General features: G+C 62.2%; 19 protein-coding genes. 14 read left to right on the top strand and 5 right to left on the bottom strand.

Annotated elements, in window-relative coordinates:
• Nucleotides 1-5 precede the first annotated feature (5 nt).
• The 12 genes from J3P89_RS08790 (at nt 6) to J3P89_RS08735 (ending at nt 10,832) form a co-directional block, all read left to right on the top strand.
• Complete coding sequence (locus J3P89_RS08790; protein ID WP_003175465.1) at nt 6-191, top strand: CcoQ/FixQ family Cbb3-type cytochrome c oxidase assembly chaperone; 186 nt, start codon at nt 6-8, stop codon at nt 189-191.
• A complete protein-coding gene (gene ccoP, locus J3P89_RS08785; protein WP_434697287.1) occupies nt 188-1,171 on the top strand; it encodes a cytochrome-c oxidase, cbb3-type subunit III in 984 nt (327 codons plus the stop codon). The genes J3P89_RS08790 and ccoP overlap by 4 nt, the downstream gene beginning before the upstream one ends.
• Before the next feature lie 148 nt (nt 1,172-1,319).
• A complete protein-coding gene (locus J3P89_RS08780; protein ID WP_434631250.1) occupies nt 1,320-1,574 on the top strand; it encodes a type II toxin-antitoxin system Phd/YefM family antitoxin in 255 nt (84 codons plus the stop codon).
• Entirely contained in the window at nt 1,575-1,985 is a 411-nt protein-coding gene (locus J3P89_RS08775; RefSeq protein WP_434697285.1) for a type II toxin-antitoxin system VapC family toxin, read from the top strand. It begins immediately after the preceding gene.
• Nucleotides 1,986-2,214: 229 nt separating this feature from the next.
• Nucleotides 2,215-3,630 (top strand): cytochrome c oxidase accessory protein CcoG, encoded by a 1,416-nt coding sequence (gene ccoG / locus J3P89_RS08770; protein ID WP_434697284.1) that lies wholly within the window; start codon nt 2,215-2,217, stop codon nt 3,628-3,630.
• Between the two features lie 11 nt (nt 3,631-3,641).
• Nucleotides 3,642-4,181, top strand: a complete 540-nt coding sequence (locus tag J3P89_RS08765; protein ID WP_434672436.1) for a FixH family protein — start codon at nt 3,642-3,644, stop codon at nt 4,179-4,181.
• A 163-nt stretch (nt 4,182-4,344) separates the two neighbouring features.
• Nucleotides 4,345-6,795 carry a heavy metal translocating P-type ATPase gene (locus J3P89_RS08760; protein WP_434697283.1) on the top strand — a complete coding sequence of 817 codons (2,451 nt, stop codon included), beginning with the start codon at nt 4,345-4,347 and terminating at the stop codon, nt 6,793-6,795.
• Between the two features lie 24 nt (nt 6,796-6,819).
• A complete protein-coding gene (ccoS, locus tag J3P89_RS08755) occupies nt 6,820-7,038 on the top strand; it encodes a cbb3-type cytochrome oxidase assembly protein CcoS (RefSeq protein ID WP_434572984.1) in 219 nt (72 codons plus the stop codon).
• Nucleotides 7,031-7,714 carry a sulfite exporter TauE/SafE family protein gene (locus J3P89_RS08750; protein ID WP_434572982.1) on the top strand — a complete coding sequence of 228 codons (684 nt, stop codon included), beginning with the start codon at nt 7,031-7,033 and terminating at the stop codon, nt 7,712-7,714. Before ccoS ends, J3P89_RS08750 begins: the two co-directional genes overlap by 8 nt.
• A gap of 281 nt (nt 7,715-7,995) precedes the next feature.
• Nucleotides 7,996-9,378: an oxygen-independent coproporphyrinogen III oxidase gene (gene hemN / locus J3P89_RS08745; RefSeq protein ID WP_434697282.1), complete on the top strand. Its 1,383-nt coding sequence runs from the start codon at nt 7,996-7,998 to the stop codon at nt 9,376-9,378.
• 94 nt (nt 9,379-9,472) lie between these two features.
• Nucleotides 9,473-10,207, top strand: a complete 735-nt coding sequence (fnr, locus tag J3P89_RS08740; RefSeq protein ID WP_434697280.1) for a fumarate/nitrate reduction transcriptional regulator Fnr — start codon at nt 9,473-9,475, stop codon at nt 10,205-10,207.
• Nucleotides 10,208-10,283: 76 nt separating this feature from the next.
• On the top strand, nt 10,284-10,832 hold the full coding sequence (locus J3P89_RS08735) for an adenine phosphoribosyltransferase (protein WP_305499944.1): 549 nt from the start codon (nt 10,284-10,286) through the stop codon (nt 10,830-10,832).
• A 128-nt stretch (nt 10,833-10,960) separates the two neighbouring features.
• On the opposite strand, the gene recR is transcribed toward J3P89_RS08735, so the two are convergent.
• From recR to dnaX, 4 genes are all read right to left on the bottom strand, one after another.
• Nucleotides 10,961-11,563: a recombination mediator RecR gene (gene recR, locus J3P89_RS08730; RefSeq protein WP_305499942.1), complete on the bottom strand. Its 603-nt coding sequence runs from the start codon at nt 11,561-11,563 to the stop codon at nt 10,961-10,963.
• A 66-nt stretch (nt 11,564-11,629) separates the two neighbouring features.
• Entirely contained in the window at nt 11,630-12,658 is a 1,029-nt protein-coding gene (locus J3P89_RS08725) for an NADP-dependent oxidoreductase (RefSeq protein ID WP_434697279.1), read from the bottom strand.
• 288 nt (nt 12,659-12,946) lie between these two features.
• On the bottom strand, nt 12,947-13,285 hold the full coding sequence (locus J3P89_RS08720) for a YbaB/EbfC family nucleoid-associated protein (protein WP_003183512.1): 339 nt from the start codon (nt 13,283-13,285) through the stop codon (nt 12,947-12,949).
• A gap of 62 nt (nt 13,286-13,347) precedes the next feature.
• Nucleotides 13,348-15,429, bottom strand: coding sequence for a DNA polymerase III subunit gamma/tau (gene dnaX, locus J3P89_RS08715; RefSeq protein ID WP_434697278.1), 2,082 nt, complete (start codon nt 15,427-15,429; stop codon nt 13,348-13,350).
• Between the two features lie 142 nt (nt 15,430-15,571).
• Between dnaX and J3P89_RS08710 the strand changes: the two genes are divergently transcribed.
• The gene (locus tag J3P89_RS08710; protein WP_434697277.1) at nt 15,572-16,333 is read left to right on the top strand and encodes a substrate-binding periplasmic protein; all 762 of its coding nucleotides are present in this window, start codon (nt 15,572-15,574) and stop codon (nt 16,331-16,333) included.
• On the opposite strand, the gene J3P89_RS08705 is transcribed toward J3P89_RS08710, so the two are convergent.
• Nucleotides 16,291-18,027, bottom strand: a complete 1,737-nt coding sequence (locus J3P89_RS08705; RefSeq protein ID WP_434697276.1) for a putative bifunctional diguanylate cyclase/phosphodiesterase — start codon at nt 18,025-18,027, stop codon at nt 16,291-16,293. The two genes, J3P89_RS08710 and J3P89_RS08705, sit on opposite strands and share 43 nt — an antisense overlap.
• Nucleotides 18,028-18,363: 336 nt before the next feature.
• Here J3P89_RS08705 and J3P89_RS08700 point away from each other — a divergent pair, with 336 nt between their 5' ends.
• Nucleotides 18,364-18,678: a helix-turn-helix domain-containing protein gene (locus J3P89_RS08700; RefSeq protein WP_434697275.1), complete on the top strand. Its 315-nt coding sequence runs from the start codon at nt 18,364-18,366 to the stop codon at nt 18,676-18,678.
• Nucleotide 18,679 lies beyond the last annotated feature (1 nt).

Here is an 18,679-nt window from a genome sequence, read left to right as displayed (position 1 = left end):
TCTGGATGGATATCGGGATGATTCGTGGCCTGGGCACCGTCGTCGTGATGGTGGCCTTTATCGGCCTGGCCCTGTGGGTGTTCAGCCCCAAGCGCAAGTCGGAGTTCGAAGACGCGACCTTGCTGCCGTTCGCGGATGATCCCGAAGCCATCAAGCACGTCGAGCAAGCTTCTAGGAGTAACAAAGAATGACTACGTTCTGGAGTCTGTACGTCACAGTCCTCAGCCTGGGAACGATCTTCGCCCTGACCTGGCTGCTGCTGTCGACCCGCAAGGGCCAGCGCAGCGAAGCCACCGAGGAAACGGTTGGCCACTCCTTCGACGGGATCGAGGAGTACGACAACCCGCTGCCGAAATGGTGGTTCATGCTGTTCATCGGCACCATCGTGTTCGCCCTTGGTTACCTGGTGCTCTACCCTGGCCTGGGCAACTGGAAAGGCCTGCTGCCAGGCTATAACTACCTGGACACCGAAAAGCAGACCCCCTTCGCCAACGGCCAGACCGGCTGGACCGGCGTGCACGAATGGGAAAAGGAGATGGCCCGCTCGGATGCCAGGTTCGGTCCGATCTTCGCCAAGTTTGCCTCCATGCCGATTGAAGAAGTCGCCAAGGACCCGCAGGCCCTGAAGATGGGTGGCCGCCTGTTTGCCTCCAACTGCTCGGTCTGCCACGGCTCCGACGCCAAGGGCGCCTACGGCTTCCCTAACCTGACCGACGCCGACTGGCGCTGGGGTGGCGAGCCAGAGACCATCAAGACCACCATCATGGGCGGTCGTCATGCCGTCATGCCGGGCTGGGCTGCCGTGGTTGGCGAACAAGGCGTCGCCGACGTGGCTGCCTATTTGGTAACCAGCCTGCACAGCCGCAAACTGCCAGAAGGCGCCAAGGCCGATCCGGCCAACGGCCAGAAGCTGTTCGCCGCCAACTGCGTGGCCTGCCACGGCCCCGCCGGCAAAGGCACGCCCGCCATGGGCGCACCCGACCTGACGCACCCGGCCGGTTTCATCTACGGTTCGAGCTTCGCTCAGTTGCAGCAGACCATCCGTTACGGTCGCCAAGGCCAGATGCCGGCCCAGGCCGATCTGCAGGGCAACGACAAGGTCCACCTGCTGGCTGCCTATGTCTACAGCCTGTCCCACGGCGAAAAGGCTCCGGCTGCTGACGCTCAGTAAGGCAAGCAGCTGATACACGAAGGCCCCGCCAATCACATTGGCGGGGCCTTTTTTGTCCACTGGGAAACATGCTGCACCTGTTCACCCTTGCTTGCATCCGGCGCCGGTAGTAACGTGCCTACATTCCCACTCAATGGGGGACGCCGCCGTGTCCATCACCACCATTTCCAGCCGCGAGTTCAACCACGACACAAGCGGTGCCAAAAAAGCTACCCGAGAAGGCCCGGTCATCATCACCGACCGTGGCAAGCCGGCCCATGTGCTGCTAAGCATTGAGGAGTACCAGAAACTGACCGGCGCTGGCACCAGCATCGTCGAGTTGCTGGTCATGCCCGATGCGCCGGATATCGACTTCGATCCCGAGCGCGCCGTCATCACGCCCCGCTCGGTGGACCTGTCCTGAATGTTCCTGCTCGATACCAACGTCATCTCGGAGCTGCGCAAGCCCCAGGCCGATAAAAACGTACAAGCCTGGGCGCGCAGTGTCCCCGCTCCCAGCCTGTATGTTTCGGCCATCACCGTGTTGGAACTGGAAACCGGAGTCTTGCGCTTTGAGCGCAAGGACCCGGCGCAAGGCAGCCGTTTGCGTGCATGGCTGGATAACCACGTCATGCCCGCGTTTGCCGGCAGGATCCTCGCGATCGACCGCGCCGTGGCCCTGCGCTGCGCCCGCTTGCACGTCCCGGACCGCAGCAACGAGTGTGATGCGCTGATCGCCGCCACGGCGCTGGTCCATGGGCTGACCGTGGTAACCCGCAACGTGGCGGATTTCAGAAGCAGCGGCGTGGCGCTGATCAATCCATGGGTTAGCTAGCCAAGCAACAGATGCGCGCGCCGGAAACCATGACATGACTATAGTCAATTGATCTGGGTCATGAGTTGTTACATCCGCTACACCATTCGGCGCCGACGCCCAACGCGACCAAAGGTCGCAGCCTTGAGCCAGAGCGACAGGCGTATCATTGCGCCATTGCAACACCCTTTCTGACCGTGGTCGGCACGTACTGGCCTCGGCATTTTTCCACTGCCGTGGGATGCAATTGATGAGCAACCAGATTCCGGTACATGACGTTACCCCGCCTGCCAAGGACGCCAACAAAAGCGTCGACCTCTATGCCTCTCGGGAAAAAATCTACACCCGCGCCTTCACTGGCCTGTTTCGCAACCTGCGCATGGTCGGCGGCGCGGTTCTGTTCCTGCTGTATTTCGGTACCGTCTGGCTGAACTGGGGCGGTCATCAGGCCGTCTGGTGGAACCTGCCGGAACGTAAATTCTTTATTTTTGGCGCGACCTTCTGGCCCCAGGACTTCATCCTGCTCTCGGGGCTGCTGATCATCGCGGCCTTCGGCCTGTTTTTCATTACCGTCTATGCCGGTCGGGTCTGGTGCGGCTATACCTGCCCACAAAGCGTATGGACGTGGATTTTCATGTGGTGCGAAAAGGTCACCGAAGGCGACCGCAACCAGCGCATCAAGCTCGACAAAACGCCCATGAGCGCCAACAAATTCCTACGCAAGTTCGCCAAGCACAGCCTGTGGCTGCTGATCGGTTTTGTCACCGGCATGACCTTCGTTGGCTACTTCACCCTGATCCGTGAGCTGGTCTTCGAGTTCTTCACCGGCCAGGCCGATGGCTGGTCGTATTTCTGGGTCGGTTTCTTCACCCTCGCCACCTATGGCAACGCCGGCTGGCTGCGTGAGCAAGTGTGCATCTACATGTGCCCGTACGCCCGCTTCCAGAGCGTGATGTTCGACAAGGACACCCTGATCGTCTCCTACGACCCGCGTCGCGGCGAAGCCCGAGGCCCGCGCAAGAAAGGCATCGACTACAAGGCCCTGGGCCTGGGGGACTGCATCGATTGCACCATGTGCGTCCAGGTCTGCCCTACCGGCATCGACATCCGCGACGGCCTGCAGATCGAATGCATCGGCTGCGCAGCCTGCATTGATGCCTGCGACAACATCATGGACAAGATGGATTATCCCCGCGGCCTGATCAGCTACACCACGGAACACAACCTCTCGGGGCAGAAAACCCATAAACTGCGCCCGCGCCTGATCGGTTATGCCCTGGTGCTGCTGGCAATGATCAGCCTGTTGGTGACCGCGTTCTTCATGCGCTCGCTGGTGGGTTTCGACGTCAGCAAGGACCGCGTGCTGTACCGCGAGAACGCCGAAGGCCGGATCGAGAACGTCTACAGCCTGAAGATCATGAACAAGGACCAGCGTGACCATACCTACGTGCTGGAAGCCACCGGTTTGCCGGATCTGAAGCTACAGGGTAAACGGGAGATCAAGGTCGCGGCCGGTGATATCTACAGCCAGCCGGTAGAGCTGTCCAGCGCACCCGAACAATTGCCGTCCAGCACCAATGAGGTGACCTTCATCCTCAAGGATGCCGATGACGACAGCGTCCATGTTGAAGCCAAGAGCCGGTTCATCGGCCCACAGACTCGTTGAGAGAAATGCACATGCCTGCAGCAACCGCCACCAGCCCTTGGTACAAGCACCTCTGGCCGTGGATCATCATCGGGATCCTCGCTTGCTCGGTGACGCTGAGCCTGACCATGGTGACCATCGCGGTGAAGAACCCGGACAACCTGGTCAATGACAACTATTACGAAGCCGGCAAGGGCATCAATCGCTCGCTGGAACGCGAACTGCTGGCCCAGACCCTGCAACTACATGCCAACGTGCAACTGGACGACCTCACCGGCGAAGTGAGCCTGCGCCTGAACGGCAACAGCCGGCCCCAGACCGTGGAGCTGAGCCTGATATCCCCAACGCAGCCGGAGAAAGACCGCAAGATCGTGTTGACCCGCAACGACAGCGAACCAGGACGCTACGTCGGCCAACTGGCGGACAAGATCGAAGGTCGGCGTTTTGTCGAATTGCTGGGCGTGGAACACGATCGGACCTGGCGCTTGTTCGAAGAAGAACAGATCAGCCACGGCCAGGACATCCAGCTTGGCGACGAGCCGCTGCAAGGCGCTGAAGACCTGAAAAAGTAGACCGCTGTTGTGTGGCGAGGGAGCTTGCTCCCGCTGGGCCGCAAAGCGGCCCCGTTTTTTAATCCAGGCATTCCTCAGGCGTATTGTTGTACTCAGACTGCGACTGCTTCGCAGCCGAGCGGGAGCAAGCTCCCTCGCCACAAAAAGGTTTTCACGCGACAACATGACCACTCCACAGCCCTGCTACCACTGCGCCCTGCCCGTACCTCCCGGCAGTCGCTTCACCGCCGTTGTCCTCGGTGAGACCCGCGAGCTGTGTTGCCCCGGTTGCCAGGCGGTGGCCGAAGCGATCGTTGCCGGCGGCCTTGAGCACTATTACCAACACCGCAGCGAAGCGTCGGCCAACCCGCAAACCCTGCCCGTTCAATTGACCGACGAACTGGCGTTATACGATCGCCCCGACGTGCAGCAATCGTTCGTCCGCCATGAAGGCGAGCTGGCCGAAACGACTCTGCTGATGGAAGGCATCAGTTGCGCCGCCTGCGGCTGGCTGATCGAAAAGCAACTGCGCAGCCTGCCCGCCGTGGCCGAGGCGCGATTGAACCTGTCCAATCACCGCCTGCACGTACGCTGGGCCGACGCGCAACTGCCGCTGAGCACGCTGCTCGCCGAACTGCGCCAGATCGGTTATGCCGCGCACCCGTATCAGGCCGATCAGGCCAGCGAGCAGCTCGCCGCGCAAAACCGCCTGGCCCTGCGTCAGTTGGGCGTGGCCGGGCTGCTGTGGTTCCAGGCGATGATGGCGACCATGGCGACCTGGCCCGAATTCAACATCGACCTGAGCCCGGAGATGCACACCATCCTGCGCTGGGTCGCACTGTTTCTCACCACGCCTATCGTGTTCTACAGTTGCGCGCCCTTCTTCAAAGGTGCGCTGCGAGACTTGCGCACCCGCCACCTGACCATGGACGTTTCGGTGTCCTTGGCCATCGGCAGCGCCTATATCGCCGGGATCTGGACCTCCATCACCGGGGTGGGCGAGCTGTACTTCGATGCGGTCGGCATGTTCGCCCTGTTCCTGCTCGCCGGCCGCTACCTGGAACGCCGGGCCCGGGAGCGCACTGCTGCGGCCACCGCCCAACTGGTCAACCTGCTGCCAGCGTCGTGCCTGCGCCTGGACGAGCGCGGCCAGAGCGAACGCATCCTGCTCAGCGAACTGCGCACCGGTGACCGGGTGCTGGTCCAACCCGGAGCGATCCTGCCCGCCGATGGCACGATTCTCGACGGCCAGTCCAGCGTCGACGAATCGCTGCTGACCGGCGAATACCTGCCGCAACCGCGCCAGGCAGGCGACGCGGTAACGGCAGGCACGCTCAACGTCGAAGGCGCCCTGACGGTCGAGGTACGGGCGTTGGGACAGGACACGCGGTTATCGGCCATCGTGCGCCTGCTGGAACGGGCCCAGGCCGAAAAGCCACGACTGGCGGAAATCGCCGACCGCGCCGCCCAATGGTTCCTGCTGTTCTCCCTGGTCGCAGCGGCGGCCATCGGCCTGTTGTGGTGGCAGCTGGATGCTTCACGTGCGTTCTGGATCGTCCTGGCGATGCTGGTCGCGACCTGTCCTTGCGCGCTGTCCCTGGCGACACCAACCGCTCTGACAGCTGCCACCGGAACCCTGCACAAACTCGGCCTGCTGCTGACGCGTGGTCATGTGCTGGAAGGCCTTAACCAGATCGACACGGTGATTTTCGACAAGACCGGCACCCTCACCGAAGGCCGCCTGGCGTTACGCGCCATCCGGCCATTGGCCGCCCTCGACGGTGATCAGTGCCTGGGCTTGGCCGCGGCCCTGGAAAACCGTTCGGAACACCCCATCGCCCGAGCTTTTGGTCGCGCACCATTGGCCGCCCAGCAGGTACAAAGCAGCCCAGGGCTGGGACTCGAAGGCCTGGTCGCCGAACAACGCCTGCGCATCGGCCAGCCCGGTTTTGTCTGCGGACTGAGCGGCTCGGCCGTACCGCCGATGCCGGACGAACCCGGACAATGGCTGTTGCTGGGCGACGACATCGGGCCACTGGCCTGGTTCGTCCTCGATGACCGCCTGCGCGCTGATGCGCCGGCGCTGCTCGCCGCCTGCAAGGCGCGGGGCTGGCGTACGCTATTGCTCTCCGGCGACAGCTCGCCGATGGTGGCCAGTGTCGCCGCCGAGCTGGGCATCGACGAGGCCCGCGGCGGCTTGCGTCCGGACGACAAGCTGGCCGTGCTCCAGCAGTTGCACCAGCAGGGTCGCAAGGTGCTGATGCTCGGCGATGGCGTGAATGACGTGCCGGTGCTGGCGGCGGCGGACATCAGTGTCGCCATGGGTTCGGCCACCGACCTTGCCAAGACCAGCGCCGACGCAGTGCTGCTGTCCAACCGCCTCGATGCCCTGATTCATGCATTCGGCCTGGCCCGGCGTACCCGCCGCGTGATCATTGAGAACCTGGTCTGGGCCGGGCTGTACAATGGCCTCATGTTGCCGTTCGCCGCCCTCGGCTGGATCACGCCGGTGTGGGCCGCGGTCGGCATGTCCATCAGTTCGTTGACCGTGGTGCTGAATGCCTTGCGGCTGACCCGCCAACCGCGAGCGCAGGTTGGCGAAACCACGCCCGATACCCGTCCGCTGCCGGCCTGAGCCGCGCGGGCATGGAGTTCCGAGATGCCAGCTCTCTACGTGATGATCCCGGCCGCACTGTTGATCGTGGCCGTCGCCGTCTACATTTTCTTCTGGGCCGTGGACAGCGGCCAATACGATGACCTCGACGGTCCGGCCCATAGCATCCTGTTCGACGACCAGGACCCGAACCACAAGGCGGCCGTCGAGGAAGCCAGCAGCGCGGACCACAAACCGGACGACAAGGCGCCGCCCCATGCTTGACCTGGCGCCGATGCTGGTTTCCGCCGTCATCCTCGGCCTGCTCGGCGGCGGCCATTGCCTGGGCATGTGCGGTGGCCTGATGGGCGCCCTGACCCTGGCGATTCCCAAGGAGCAACGCAGCCGCCGCTTGCGACTATTGCTCGCGTACAACCTGGGACGCATCGTCAGCTACGCCGCGGCCGGCCTGCTGATCGGCCTGGCCGGCTGGGCCGTGGCGAACAGCCCGGCGGCGATGATCCTGCGCGTGCTGGCCGGTTTACTGATGATTGTCATGGGACTTTACCTGGCAGGCTGGTGGAGCGGCCTGACCCGTATCGAAAGCCTGGGCCGTGGTTTGTGGCGGCGTATCCAACCCATCGCCAACCGCCTGCTGCCGGTGTCGAGCCTGCCCCGGGCCCTGCTGCTCGGCGCGCTGTGGGGCTGGCTGCCCTGCGGACTGGTCTACAGCACCCTGCTGTGGTCCGCCAGCCAGGGTAACGCCCTGGACAGTGCACTGCTGATGCTCGCCTTCGGCCTGGGCACCTGGCCGGTCCTGCTCGCCACCGGCCTCGCGGCAGAGCGCGTCACGGCGCTGCTGCGCAAACGCAGCGTGCGCATGGCCGGCGGATTGCTGGTGATTGTCTTCGGCATCTGGACATTGCCGGGGCCGCATCAGCATTGGCTCATGGGGCATTGAACAAGCTCACAGACAATGAGGAATGCCCGGCAACCCTGTGGCGAGGGAGCTTGCTCCCGCTGGCCTGCGAAGCAGGCCCCAACAATCTTCAGGCAGAACGCATTTGCTGATATTGCGTCTGCTGCGCAGCCGAGCGGGAGCAAGCTCCCTCGCCACGGGTTTTGAGTTGCCTGGGCTGGCATGATCACTGACTACCCCATGCCCCGTTGACGCAAATCAACACGCCCCTTCCCTTCGCCTCATAGACTTCAAGCATGCCAGCCTAACCGGGGAACGCCCGCATGCTCGACGCCATTCGTTGGGACTCAGACCTGATCCGCCGCTACGACCTGGCGGGACCGCGCTATACCTCGTACCCGACCGCGGCCCAGTTCGCCGGCCAGGTGGGCACGTTCGACCTGCTCCATGCCCTGCGCGACAGCCGCAAGGCCCGCAGGCCTTTGTCGCTTTATGTGCACGTACCGTTTTGCGCGAACATTTGCTACTACTGCGCCTGCAACAAGGTCATCACCAAGGACCGCGGCCGCGCCCATGCCTACCTGCAACGCCTGGAGCAGGAAATCCAGCTGATCGGCTGCCACCTGGACCCGGCCCAGCGCGTGGAACAGTTGCACCTGGGCGGTGGCACGCCAACCTTCCTCAGTCACGACGAGCTGCGCCAGTTGATGGCCAGGCTGCGTGAGAGTTTCAACCTGATGGACGATGACTGCGGTGACTACGGCATCGAGATCGACCCGCGAGAGGCGGATTGGTCAACCATGGGTCTGCTGCGGGAATTGGGTTTCAACCGGGTCAGCATCGGCCTGCAGGACCTTGACCCTACCGTGCAGCGTGCCGTCAACCGCCTTCAAAGCCTGGACGAAACCCGTGCGGTGACCGAAGCCGCCCGGACCCTGCAGTTTCGCTCGATCAACATCGATCTGATCTATGGCTTGCCCAAGCAGACCCCGGAAAACTTCGCCCGTACCGTCGAGGAAGTGATCAGCCTGCAACCGGACCGTCTCTCGGTGTTCAACTACGCCCACCTGCCGGAGCGCTTCATGCCGCAGCGGCGCATCAACAGCCAGGACCTGCCGAATCCTGTGCAGAAACTGGCCATGTTACAAGGCACTATTGAACAGCTGACCGCCGCCGGTTATCGCTACATCGGCATGGACCACTTCGCCCTGCCCGATGACGAACTGGCGATCGCCCAGGAGGAAGCGACCTTGCAGCGCAACTTCCAGGGCTACACCACCCACGGCCATTGCGACCTGATCGGCCTCGGGGTCTCGGCCATCAGCCAGATCGGCGACTTGTACTGCCAGAACAGCAGTGACCTGAACCAATACCAGAACGCCCTAGCCGACGGGCAATTGGCAACCAGCCGGGGCATTGTGTGCAATGCAGACGACAGGCTGCGACGCGCGGTGATCCAACAACTGATTTGCCATTTCAGCCTGGCATTCGCCGAGATCGAGCAAGTCTTCAATATCGATTTCCGGGGGTATTTCGGCTCTATATGGCCGCAACTACAGGCGATGGACGACGACGGGCTGGTTGAACTGACGGCTACGCACATCAAGGTACTCCCTGCCGGACGTCTGTTGGTGCGTTCGGTTTGCATGGTATTCGACGCGTATCTGCAGCAGCAGAATCGGCAGCGTTTCTCCCGCGTCATCTGAGCGCGACAATTTGACGGCAATACCACACTGGCCGGTGTTTGCGTGCTGAGTTACCCTTACGGCTTATGTGTGTTTTCCCACAAGGATTTAAGAAATGTCCGAGCCAGTCAAATCGCGCGCTCATAACCAGGCCCATTGCAAGGACTGCAGCCTGGCCCCTCTGTGCCTGCCACTTTCGTTGAATCTGGAGGACATGGACGCGCTGGACGACATCGTCAAACGAGGCCGCCCGTTGAGAAAAGGCGAGTTCCTGTTCCGCCAGGGCGATGCCTTCGATTCGGTCTACGCCGTGCGCTCGGGCGCCTTGAAGACCTTCAACCTGAGCGACGGTGGCGAAGAGCAACTCACCGGTTTCCACTTGCCCAGCGAGCTGGTCGGCCTGTCGGGCATGGACACCGAGACCCATCCGGTCTCGGCCCAGGCGCTTGAGACGACCTCGGTATGCGAAATTCCGTTTGATCACCTGGACGAACTGGCCTTGCAACTGCCGCAACTGCGTCGTCAACTGATGCGGGTGATGAGCCGGGAGATCCGCGACGACCAACAGATGATGCTGCTGCTCTCGAAGAAAACCGCCGACGAGCGCATCGCGACCTTCCTGGTCAACCTCTCGGCGCGTTTCCGCGCCCGTGGCTTTTCGGCCAATCAGTTTCGCCTGAGCATGTCGCGCAACGAGATCGGCAACTACCTGGGCCTGGCGGTGGAAACCGTGTCCCGGGTGTTTACCCGTTTCCAGCAGAGCAAACTGATCGCCGCCGAGGGCAAGGAAATCCATATCCTTGACCCCATCCAGCTGTGCGCCCTGGCCGGCGGCTCGGTCGAAGGCTGATGCGCCTGCGCGGCTGAGGCTTTTGCTGCCGCCGCGCTATACTGCCGCGTTTGCAGCCAGCCAGGACACCTCGACGATGGTCTTCGACTCCTTCGACATCAAATCCCTGATCCGCCCGGTGATCGACTTCCCCAAGCCAGGCGTGATCTTTCGCGACATCACCCCACTGTTCCAGTCCCCCACCGCGCTGCGGCTGGTCATGGACAGCTTCGCCCATCGCTACGTCGAGGCCAGCTTCACGCACATCGGCGCGATGGACGCGCGCGGCTTCCTGATCGGCTCGATCCTGGCCTATCAGTTGAACAAACCGCTGGTGCTGTTCCGCAAGCAAGGTAAATTGCCGGCCGACGTGCTGGCCGAGGGTTACCAGACCGAGTACGGCGAGGCTTTTCTGGAGGTCCACGCCGATAGCCTGTGCGAGGGCGATTCGGTGGTGATGTTCGATGACCTGATCGCCACTGGCGGCACGCTGATTGCCGCCGCCAACCTGATCCGCCGCATGGGCGCCACGGTCCATGAAGCGGCCGCGATCATCGACTTGCCGGAATTGCTCGGTTCCCGGCGGCTGGAGGACATGGGAATACCGACGTTCTGCCTGACCCGGTTTTCGCTTAGCGAAAAATAACCTCAGGGCGATGAATAGCCCTGTGGGAGCGTGCTTGCTCGCGATAGCGGTAGATCAGTCGATACCTATACCGGCTGACACACCGCTATCGCGAGCAAGCTCGCTCCCACAGGGGATTTGTGTTGCGACTATAAGGCGATCGGCTTGCGCCCGGCAAACGAATGCGCCAGCGTCCCGCCATCCACCAGCTCCAGCTCGCCACCCAATGGCACGCCATGGGCGATGCGGGAGGCAACCAGGCCCTTGTTGCCCAGCAACTGAGCGATGTAATGGGCGGTAGCTTCGCCTTCCACCGTCGGGTTCGTCGCGAGGATGACTTCGGTGAACGTGCCCGCCTCTTCGATGCGCGCCATCAGTTGTGGAATGCCGATGGCCTCCGGCCCCAGGCCGTCAAGCGGCGACAAGTGCCCCTTGAGTACAAAGTAGCGGCCACGGAAACCGGTCTGCTCCACCGCGTAGACATCCATCGGCCCCTCCACCACGCAGAGCAGGCTGTCGTCCCGGCGCGGGTCGGCACACTGCGGGCAGAGGTCGTCTTCGGTGAGGGTGCGGCATAAGCGGCAATGCCCTACCCCTTCCATGGCCTGGCTCAAGGCCTGGGCCAGGCGCGACCCGCCGCTGCGATCACGCTCAAGCAATTGCAACGCCATGCGCTGGGCGGTTTTCTGACCCACACCCGGCAAGGTTCGCAGGGCATCGATCAGTTGGCGGATCAAAGGGCTGAAGCTCATGGAGGAAACGTCCGACATAACAACGAGACGCGGTTTATACCCGCGCCTCCGTTTAGCGTCAAATACTCAATCCTTCGACACGCGTATCACCAATTTGCCGAAGTTGCGCCCTTCCAGCAGCCCGATGAAAGCCTGAGGCGCGTTCTCCAGGCCATCCACCACATCTTCGCGGAACTTGACCTTGCCATCGCGCACCCACGGCGCCATCGCGCTGATGAACTCCGGCTGGCGGTCGCCGTAGTCGTCGAACACGATGAAGCCCTGGATCCGCACGCGTTTGGTCAGCAACGTGCGTTGCAGCTGCGGCAAGCGATCCGGACCGCTTGGCGGCTGATGATCGTTGTAGGCCGCGATCAAGCCGCAAAGAGGGATGCGTGCCTTGGCGTTGAGCAGCGGCACCACCGCGTCGAAGACTTTGCCACCGACGTTTTCGTAATAGATATCGATGCCCTGGTCGCAGGCCCGGGCCAGTTCGTCGGCGAAATTCGCACTCTTGTGATCGACGCAGGCGTCAAATCCCAACTCGTCGACCACGTATTTGCATTTTTCACTGCCACCGGCCACGCCCACCACCCGCAGCCCCTTGATCTTCGCCACCTGGCCGACCACCGAGCCCACGGCGCCCGATGCCGCCGCGACCACCAGGGTCTCGCCTGCCTTGGGTTGGCCGATGTCCATCAGTCCCATGTAGGCGGTCATGCCCGGCATGCCCAGTACGCCGAGCGCCATCGAGGGGCTGGGTAATCCGGACGGGATGGGGATGACGTTGCGGCCATCGCTGATGCAGTGGCTCTGCCAGCCCGTAGCGCCGACCACCAGATCACCTTCCTGGAATTTCGGGTGCATCGAGCGCTCCACACGACTGACGGCGCCACCGGTCATCACTTCGTCGATTTGCACTGGCGCTGCGTAGGAAGGCGCGTCACTCATACGCCCACGCATGTAGGGATCGAGCGAAAGGTACAGCGTCTTTAGCAGGATCTGCCCGTCCGCCAGGTCCGGCAGCGTCACGTCTTCAAGACGAAAGTTTTCCGGGGTTGGCGCACCTTGGGGGCGCGAGGCCAGGACGATGCGCTGATTGGAAATCGATGACATGGAGGCGGTCTCCTTGTTCGGTGAGTGGACACGTATAGGGAGCAGACCATTGCCGAGGGGGCGGCGTTCGATGTTTGTTCAGTTGGTCCGCAGTGGCCGCATCGCGAGCAAGCTCGCTCCCACAGGGTTCATGGGTGAACACACATCTTGTATTCATCACAATCCACTGTGGGAGCGAGCTTGCTCGCGATAGCGATCTGGCATCCACCGCTATCTCTGAAGCAGAAACAAAAATGCCAGGCGCGATGCCTGGCATTGTATGTAGCCCATCCCGAGCGGGATGGCGAATCAGAACGGCAGCTTCATGCCCGGCGGCAGTTGCATGCCGGCGGTCATGCCGGACATTTTGTCCTGGCTGTTGGCTTCGATCTTGCGCACCGCGTCATTGACGGCGGCGGCAAACAGGGCCTCGAGCATTTCCTTGTCGTCTTCGCTCAAGCCCTCGACCACGCTCGGGTCGATGCTGACGCGCTTGATGTCGTGGCGACCGGTCATGACCACGGTCACCATGTCGCCGCCGGACTTGCCGGTGACTTCGGCGTTGGCCAGCTCTTCCTGCATCTTGGCCATTTTTTCCTGCATCTGCTGCGCCTGCTTCATCAGGCCGGCCATGCCACCTTTCATCATGGGAATCACCTCGAAAGTACGTGGATAAACACAGCGCCCGGCGTTCAGGCCGGCGCTTTCAATTATGAGCCCTGGGTAACCGGGGCCTCGACAGGTTCGATAGTATCGTGACGGACCACGGCGCCGAACTGTTGCATCATCTGCTGGATGAACGGATCGTTGTGGATCGAATCCTCGGCTTCGCGCTGGCGGTCGGCACGCCGGCGGGATGCAGCCTGGGCCGGGGTTTCCTGCTCGGGCTTGATCAGCTCGATGGTCAACGTCAGGGTGCGCTGATGATATTGGTTCAGCGCATCGTTCAGGCGACGTTGCTGGGTCGCGTTGAACAGCGCGCTGTGGGCCGGATCCAGGTGCAGCAGCCAATGGTCGCCGTCCACCGAAATCAAAGTGCAGTTGGCGGCGATGCTGCCGGTCATGCCACTGATCTGCAGTTTCGGGAACAACTCCAGCCATTGCAGCGCCAGCCCGGTGGCCGGCATTGCCGCCGGTTCCGGTTCGGGCTCCGGCGCCGGCTCGGCGGCGTGCTCGCTGGCCAGGTCGTCCAGATAGCTGTAGGCCGAGTCCATGTCCGGCTCGATGTAGTCCTCATCCAACGGTGGCTCATCGTCCAGGTCGATGCCCGGCGTGGCGACAGCAACGTCAGCCACCGTCGGCTCAGGCATCGGCGCGGCCACCCACTCGGGTGCATCGGGCACCACGCTGTCAGGCGTGGGCATCGGCATCGGCGGCAGCTCAGGCTGCTCGGCGATGGTTTCCAGCACCGGTTCCACGGCAGGTTGCTGGACGATCTCCGGCTCGACCGGATCATTCCAGGGCAGGTCGATAATAGCTTCGGCGACCGGCTCGGATGGCGCCTCGACAGCCGGCTCAGGCTGCGCCTCGACGACCGGCTCGGGTGGAGCGACGACAGCTGTCGGCTCGGCTATGGGCGCCACCGCTGCCGGGGCAGAAGCCGCTGCCGACGCAACAACAGGCGTGGCAGCCACTGGCTTGGCGGAATCAGCTGTGGCCTGGCTGATCCCCACTGGCTTTAGCGCTTGTCTCGGCGCGTCCGGCGTATCGGCCGGCCGGAACGCGAGCATGCGCAGCAGGACCATTTCGAAGCCGCCGCGCGGATCCGGGGCCAAAGGCAGGTCGCGTCGACCGATCAGGCCCATCTGGTAATAGAACTGCACGTCTTCGGCCGGCAGCGCCTGGGCCAATGCCAGTACGCGATCGCGATCCCCGTGACCGTTATCGACACCCTCGGGCAAGGCCTGGGCGATGGCGACACGGTGCAGTACGTTGAGAATTTCCGAGAGTACGCCATTCCAGTCCGGCCCCTGCTCGGCCAGGTGACGCACCGCTTCAAGCAGCGCCTTTGCGTCACCTTCTATCAGCGCGTGCAACACGTCATAGACCTGGCCGTGATCGAGGGTACCGAGCATGGCGCGCACATCGGCAGCCATGACCTTGCCCTCACCAAAGGCGATCGCCTGGTCGGTCAGGCTCATGGCGTCGCGCATCGAACCATCGGCAGCGCGGCCCAGCAGCCAGAGCGCGTCGTCCTCGAAGGGTACGTTCTCGACGCCCAGGACGTGCGTCAGGTGCTCGACTACCCGTTCCGGCGTCATGTTCTTCAGAGAAAACTGCAGGCAGCGCGACAGAATCGTTGCCGGAAGTTTCTGCGGGTCGGTGGTGGCCAGGATGAATTTGACGTAGGGCGGCGGCTCTTCGAGGGTCTTGAGCAGCGCATTGAAGGAATGGCTGGAGAGCATGTGCACTTCGTCGATCAGGTAGACCTTGAAGCGCCCACGGCTCGGGGCGTATTGCACGTTGTCGAGCAGCTCGCGGGTGTCTTCGACCTTGGTGCGGCTGGCGGCGTCGATCTCGATCAGGTCGACGAAACGACCTTCGTCGATTTCCCGGCAGACCGAACATTCGCCGCAGGGCGTCGAGGTGATACCGGTTTCACAGTTCAGGCACTTGGCAATGATCCGCGCAATGGTCGTCTTGCCCACGCCACGGGTGCCGGTAAACAGGTAGGCATGGTGCAGCCGCTGGCTGTCCAAGGCATTGATCAGAGCCTTGAGCACATGGGTCTGGCCGACCATTTCGCGGAACGAGCGCGGACGCCATTTACGTGCAAGAACCTGATAACTCATCGAAAACCGTCGCAACGAAGGAACATAAGCGGCTAATGCTAGCGGAGCAGGGCCGAAATTGCATCCGGTGTGCTCGTCTAATCTGACTAAGCTTGAGTTGGGGCTCGGTTGTCGACGCGGTTTTGCACAGTCAGGAGAGTTTATGCGCTCAGCCATGGGGGCTTTGCTGTTGCTGGGTACAGGATGTTTCGCCGCCGAAGGGCCCCTGCGCTTCGCCATTACCGATGGCTGGGCCATGCCCATGGTACAGATCGAACGGGGCCGTCCGACCCAGGGCATTCTTCCGGACGTCATGACCAGCCTGGCAACTCAGGTCGGTATACCGGCACAGTTTCATGTCCTTGCCCGCGCGCGATTGGACAGCGCCATGGAACACGGCGAAATAGACATGCGATGTTACGTCTCGCCCGACTGGGTGAAGGATAAAGGGGGCGATTACCTTTGGAGCGTCCCGCTGTTCTTTCAGCGCGATGTGCTCGTTGGCTCGGCCAGCGCCCCCGCCCGAGTGACACCGGCAACACTCGCCCAGCAATCCATCGGCACAGTGCTCAGCTATCGCTACCCGACGCTGCAACCCTTGTTCGACAGCGGCCATCTGCGTCGTGACGACGCGCGCAGCCAGGACCAGGTGCTGGCGAAACTGCTGGCCGGCCGCTACCGCTATGCGGTCAGCAATCAATGGGCACTGGACTGGTTCAATCAACGGCATGGCGCCGACCGGCAACTGCATGAGGTTGCCGTCCTCCAGGAACAGCAACTGAGCTGTTATGTGCGCAATGACCCGGACATCCCGGCGCAACGCATTCTGCGCACCTTGTTAAAAATGAAAATGTCCGGGGAAATCGACGCGATCATCCAGCTTTATACCGGCCGCAACGAAGGGTCGCAGGGCGCCTCCCCTTGACTGCCCGGGTGGGCCTGCCACTGCGGCGGCGAGATGAAGTCCCTTACCCAACCCGGTATCTCGTCGGCCGGCATGGGCCGGGCGATGAAGTAACCTTGGGCCACTTCGCAGCCCAGGCGCAGCAACAATTGCCCATGTTCAAGACTGTCCAGGCCTTCCGCGACCACTTGCCGGCCGAACGCCCGGGCCAGACCGATCACTGCCTCGGTCAGTGCCAAGTCGTCCCGGTCGTCGAGGATGTCGCGCACGAACGTCTTGTCGATCTTGATGGTTTGCGTGCGCAAGTGCTTGAGGTCATTGAGCGAGCAATAACCCGTACCGAAACCGCCCAATGAAAACCCTACACCCAAGGCCTGGCACGCTTGGAGGCAAGCACTGACATGGGCCAGATTCTCCACGGCGACCGACTCGACGATCTGCAGATCGAGCATCCGCGGCGGCACCGTCGGATGCCGTTCCAGCATGCGTTGCAGCCGCTCGACGAAATCCGCCCGCTGGAAATGCCGCGCCGAAATATTGATGCTCACCGGCCAGCCCTGCCCCGCCTGCTGCCATTGCTGAAGCAGCGTCAGGACCTGGCCCATGACCCATTCGCCGATCTCGACAATCAGGTCGGTCTCTTCTACCAGTGGCAGGAATTCGCGCGGCGGCACCAGGCCTCGTTGCGGATGCTTCCAGCGCAACAAGGCTTCGAGACCGACTACCGCGCCGTTGCGCATATTGACCTTGGGCTGGAAATGCAGCCGCAACTCATCGCCGGCGAGTGCCTGCCGCACCCGATCGACAATCTGGTAAGTGGCCCGCACTTCCTTGTCCCGGGATACATCAAACAGATGAAAACGATTGCGGCCGCTCTGCTTGGCGACATACATCGCTTGATCGGCGTGGCGCAGCAACGTATCGGCGTCTTCGTTATCCCATGGCGACAACGTGACACCAATGCTGGCGAAGACGTTGATACTCTTGCCGTCGATCGCATAGGGCATGGAAACCGCAATCAGTACCCGGTTCAATGCGGCATGCAGCTCGTCCATTCCAAGCACATGACGCAGCACCAGTACGAACTCGTCGCCAGCCAGTCGCGCCACCACATCCTCGCCGCGCACAATGCTGCGCAGCCGCCGGGCGACTTCCACCAGCAGCCGGTCACCGCTGGCATGGCCATAACCGTCGTTGACGGCCTTGAAACCATCCAGATCGAGCATGCACACCGCCAGGGGCAGACTTTCCCCCCGCGAAAAGTCCAGGGCCTGGTCCAGCAGCTCGGACAGGTAGGTGCGATTGGGCAACCCGGTCAGCACGTCGTGCCCGACACGCCATTGCAACGAGTGCAACAACCGGCGCTTTTCGCTGACATCGAAGCGAATCGCCAGGTAGCGCTCGATATGCCCGCTCGTTTCGTCGGCTACCGGTACCAGGGTGGTATCGACCCAATGCAGCGTGCCGTCCTTGGCCCGATTGCAGATTTCACCTTTCCAGACATTACCCAGGGCGATGGTGCGCCACATCGCACTGAAAAATTCGCTGGGGTGCTGCCCCGAGTTGAGCAACCGGTGGTTGGATCCCAGCAGCTCATCGCGTCGGTAGCCAAACAGGGCGCAGAATTGATCGTTGACGTAGGTGATGCGCCCGCTCAAATCGGTTTCGGAAAAGATCGCGGCGGCGTCAACAGCCCTGCGGTACTTCTTATCCATCGAAGCAGTCATCCATGAGTCAGGCTCGTTTGTCGCGCGCGGTTGCACCGCCCCCGGACGGGCGAAAATCAACTAGGCTCAAATACCTTGAGAAAGCTGGAGCACGGACGCTGGCGGTGCGACCTGCATGCTCCAGGCCCCGCCTTGTGTCGCTGCAAAGAAGCGCGAGCCCCGGTCTTTTCGCACACCCGGCTTCTGAAGCAGGTCACCAAATCCCCATGCCAAAGGCTGATTCTACGAAACGCATCACATTTTGCAAAGCAAGGTGATGGAATACGCGGTTGCCTAATGCGAAAATCTATCGTTAAGTTCTTGATTCTGAATGGGAATTAAGCGATGCAAATTTCAAGTCTGGGCTCGGCCATCAGACGCTACCGCAAAGTAGCGGGGCTCACTCAGGCTGAACTCGGCGAAAAGACCGGTTTTGACCCCAAAACCATCAGCCGCTTCGAGACCGGCACCTACACTCCCAGCGTCGAAGCCTTGTTCCTGCTGGCCGACGCGCTGGACGTACAGCCCAAGGCTTTTTTCGCCGACATGGGCGAGGAAGATGAACAGCGGGCATACCTGTTCAATGTCATTCACAAAGCCACTTCGAAGGATCTTGGGAAGCTGATTGCCGCGGTTGAGCAGGCGTTGGCCAAGTCTTGAG

It is taken from the genome of Pseudomonas sp. Z1-14, assembly GCF_051132005.1.
Classification (GTDB): domain Bacteria; phylum Pseudomonadota; class Gammaproteobacteria; order Pseudomonadales; family Pseudomonadaceae; genus Aquipseudomonas.
This window is presented reverse-complemented; position numbering and strand designations above follow the sequence as displayed.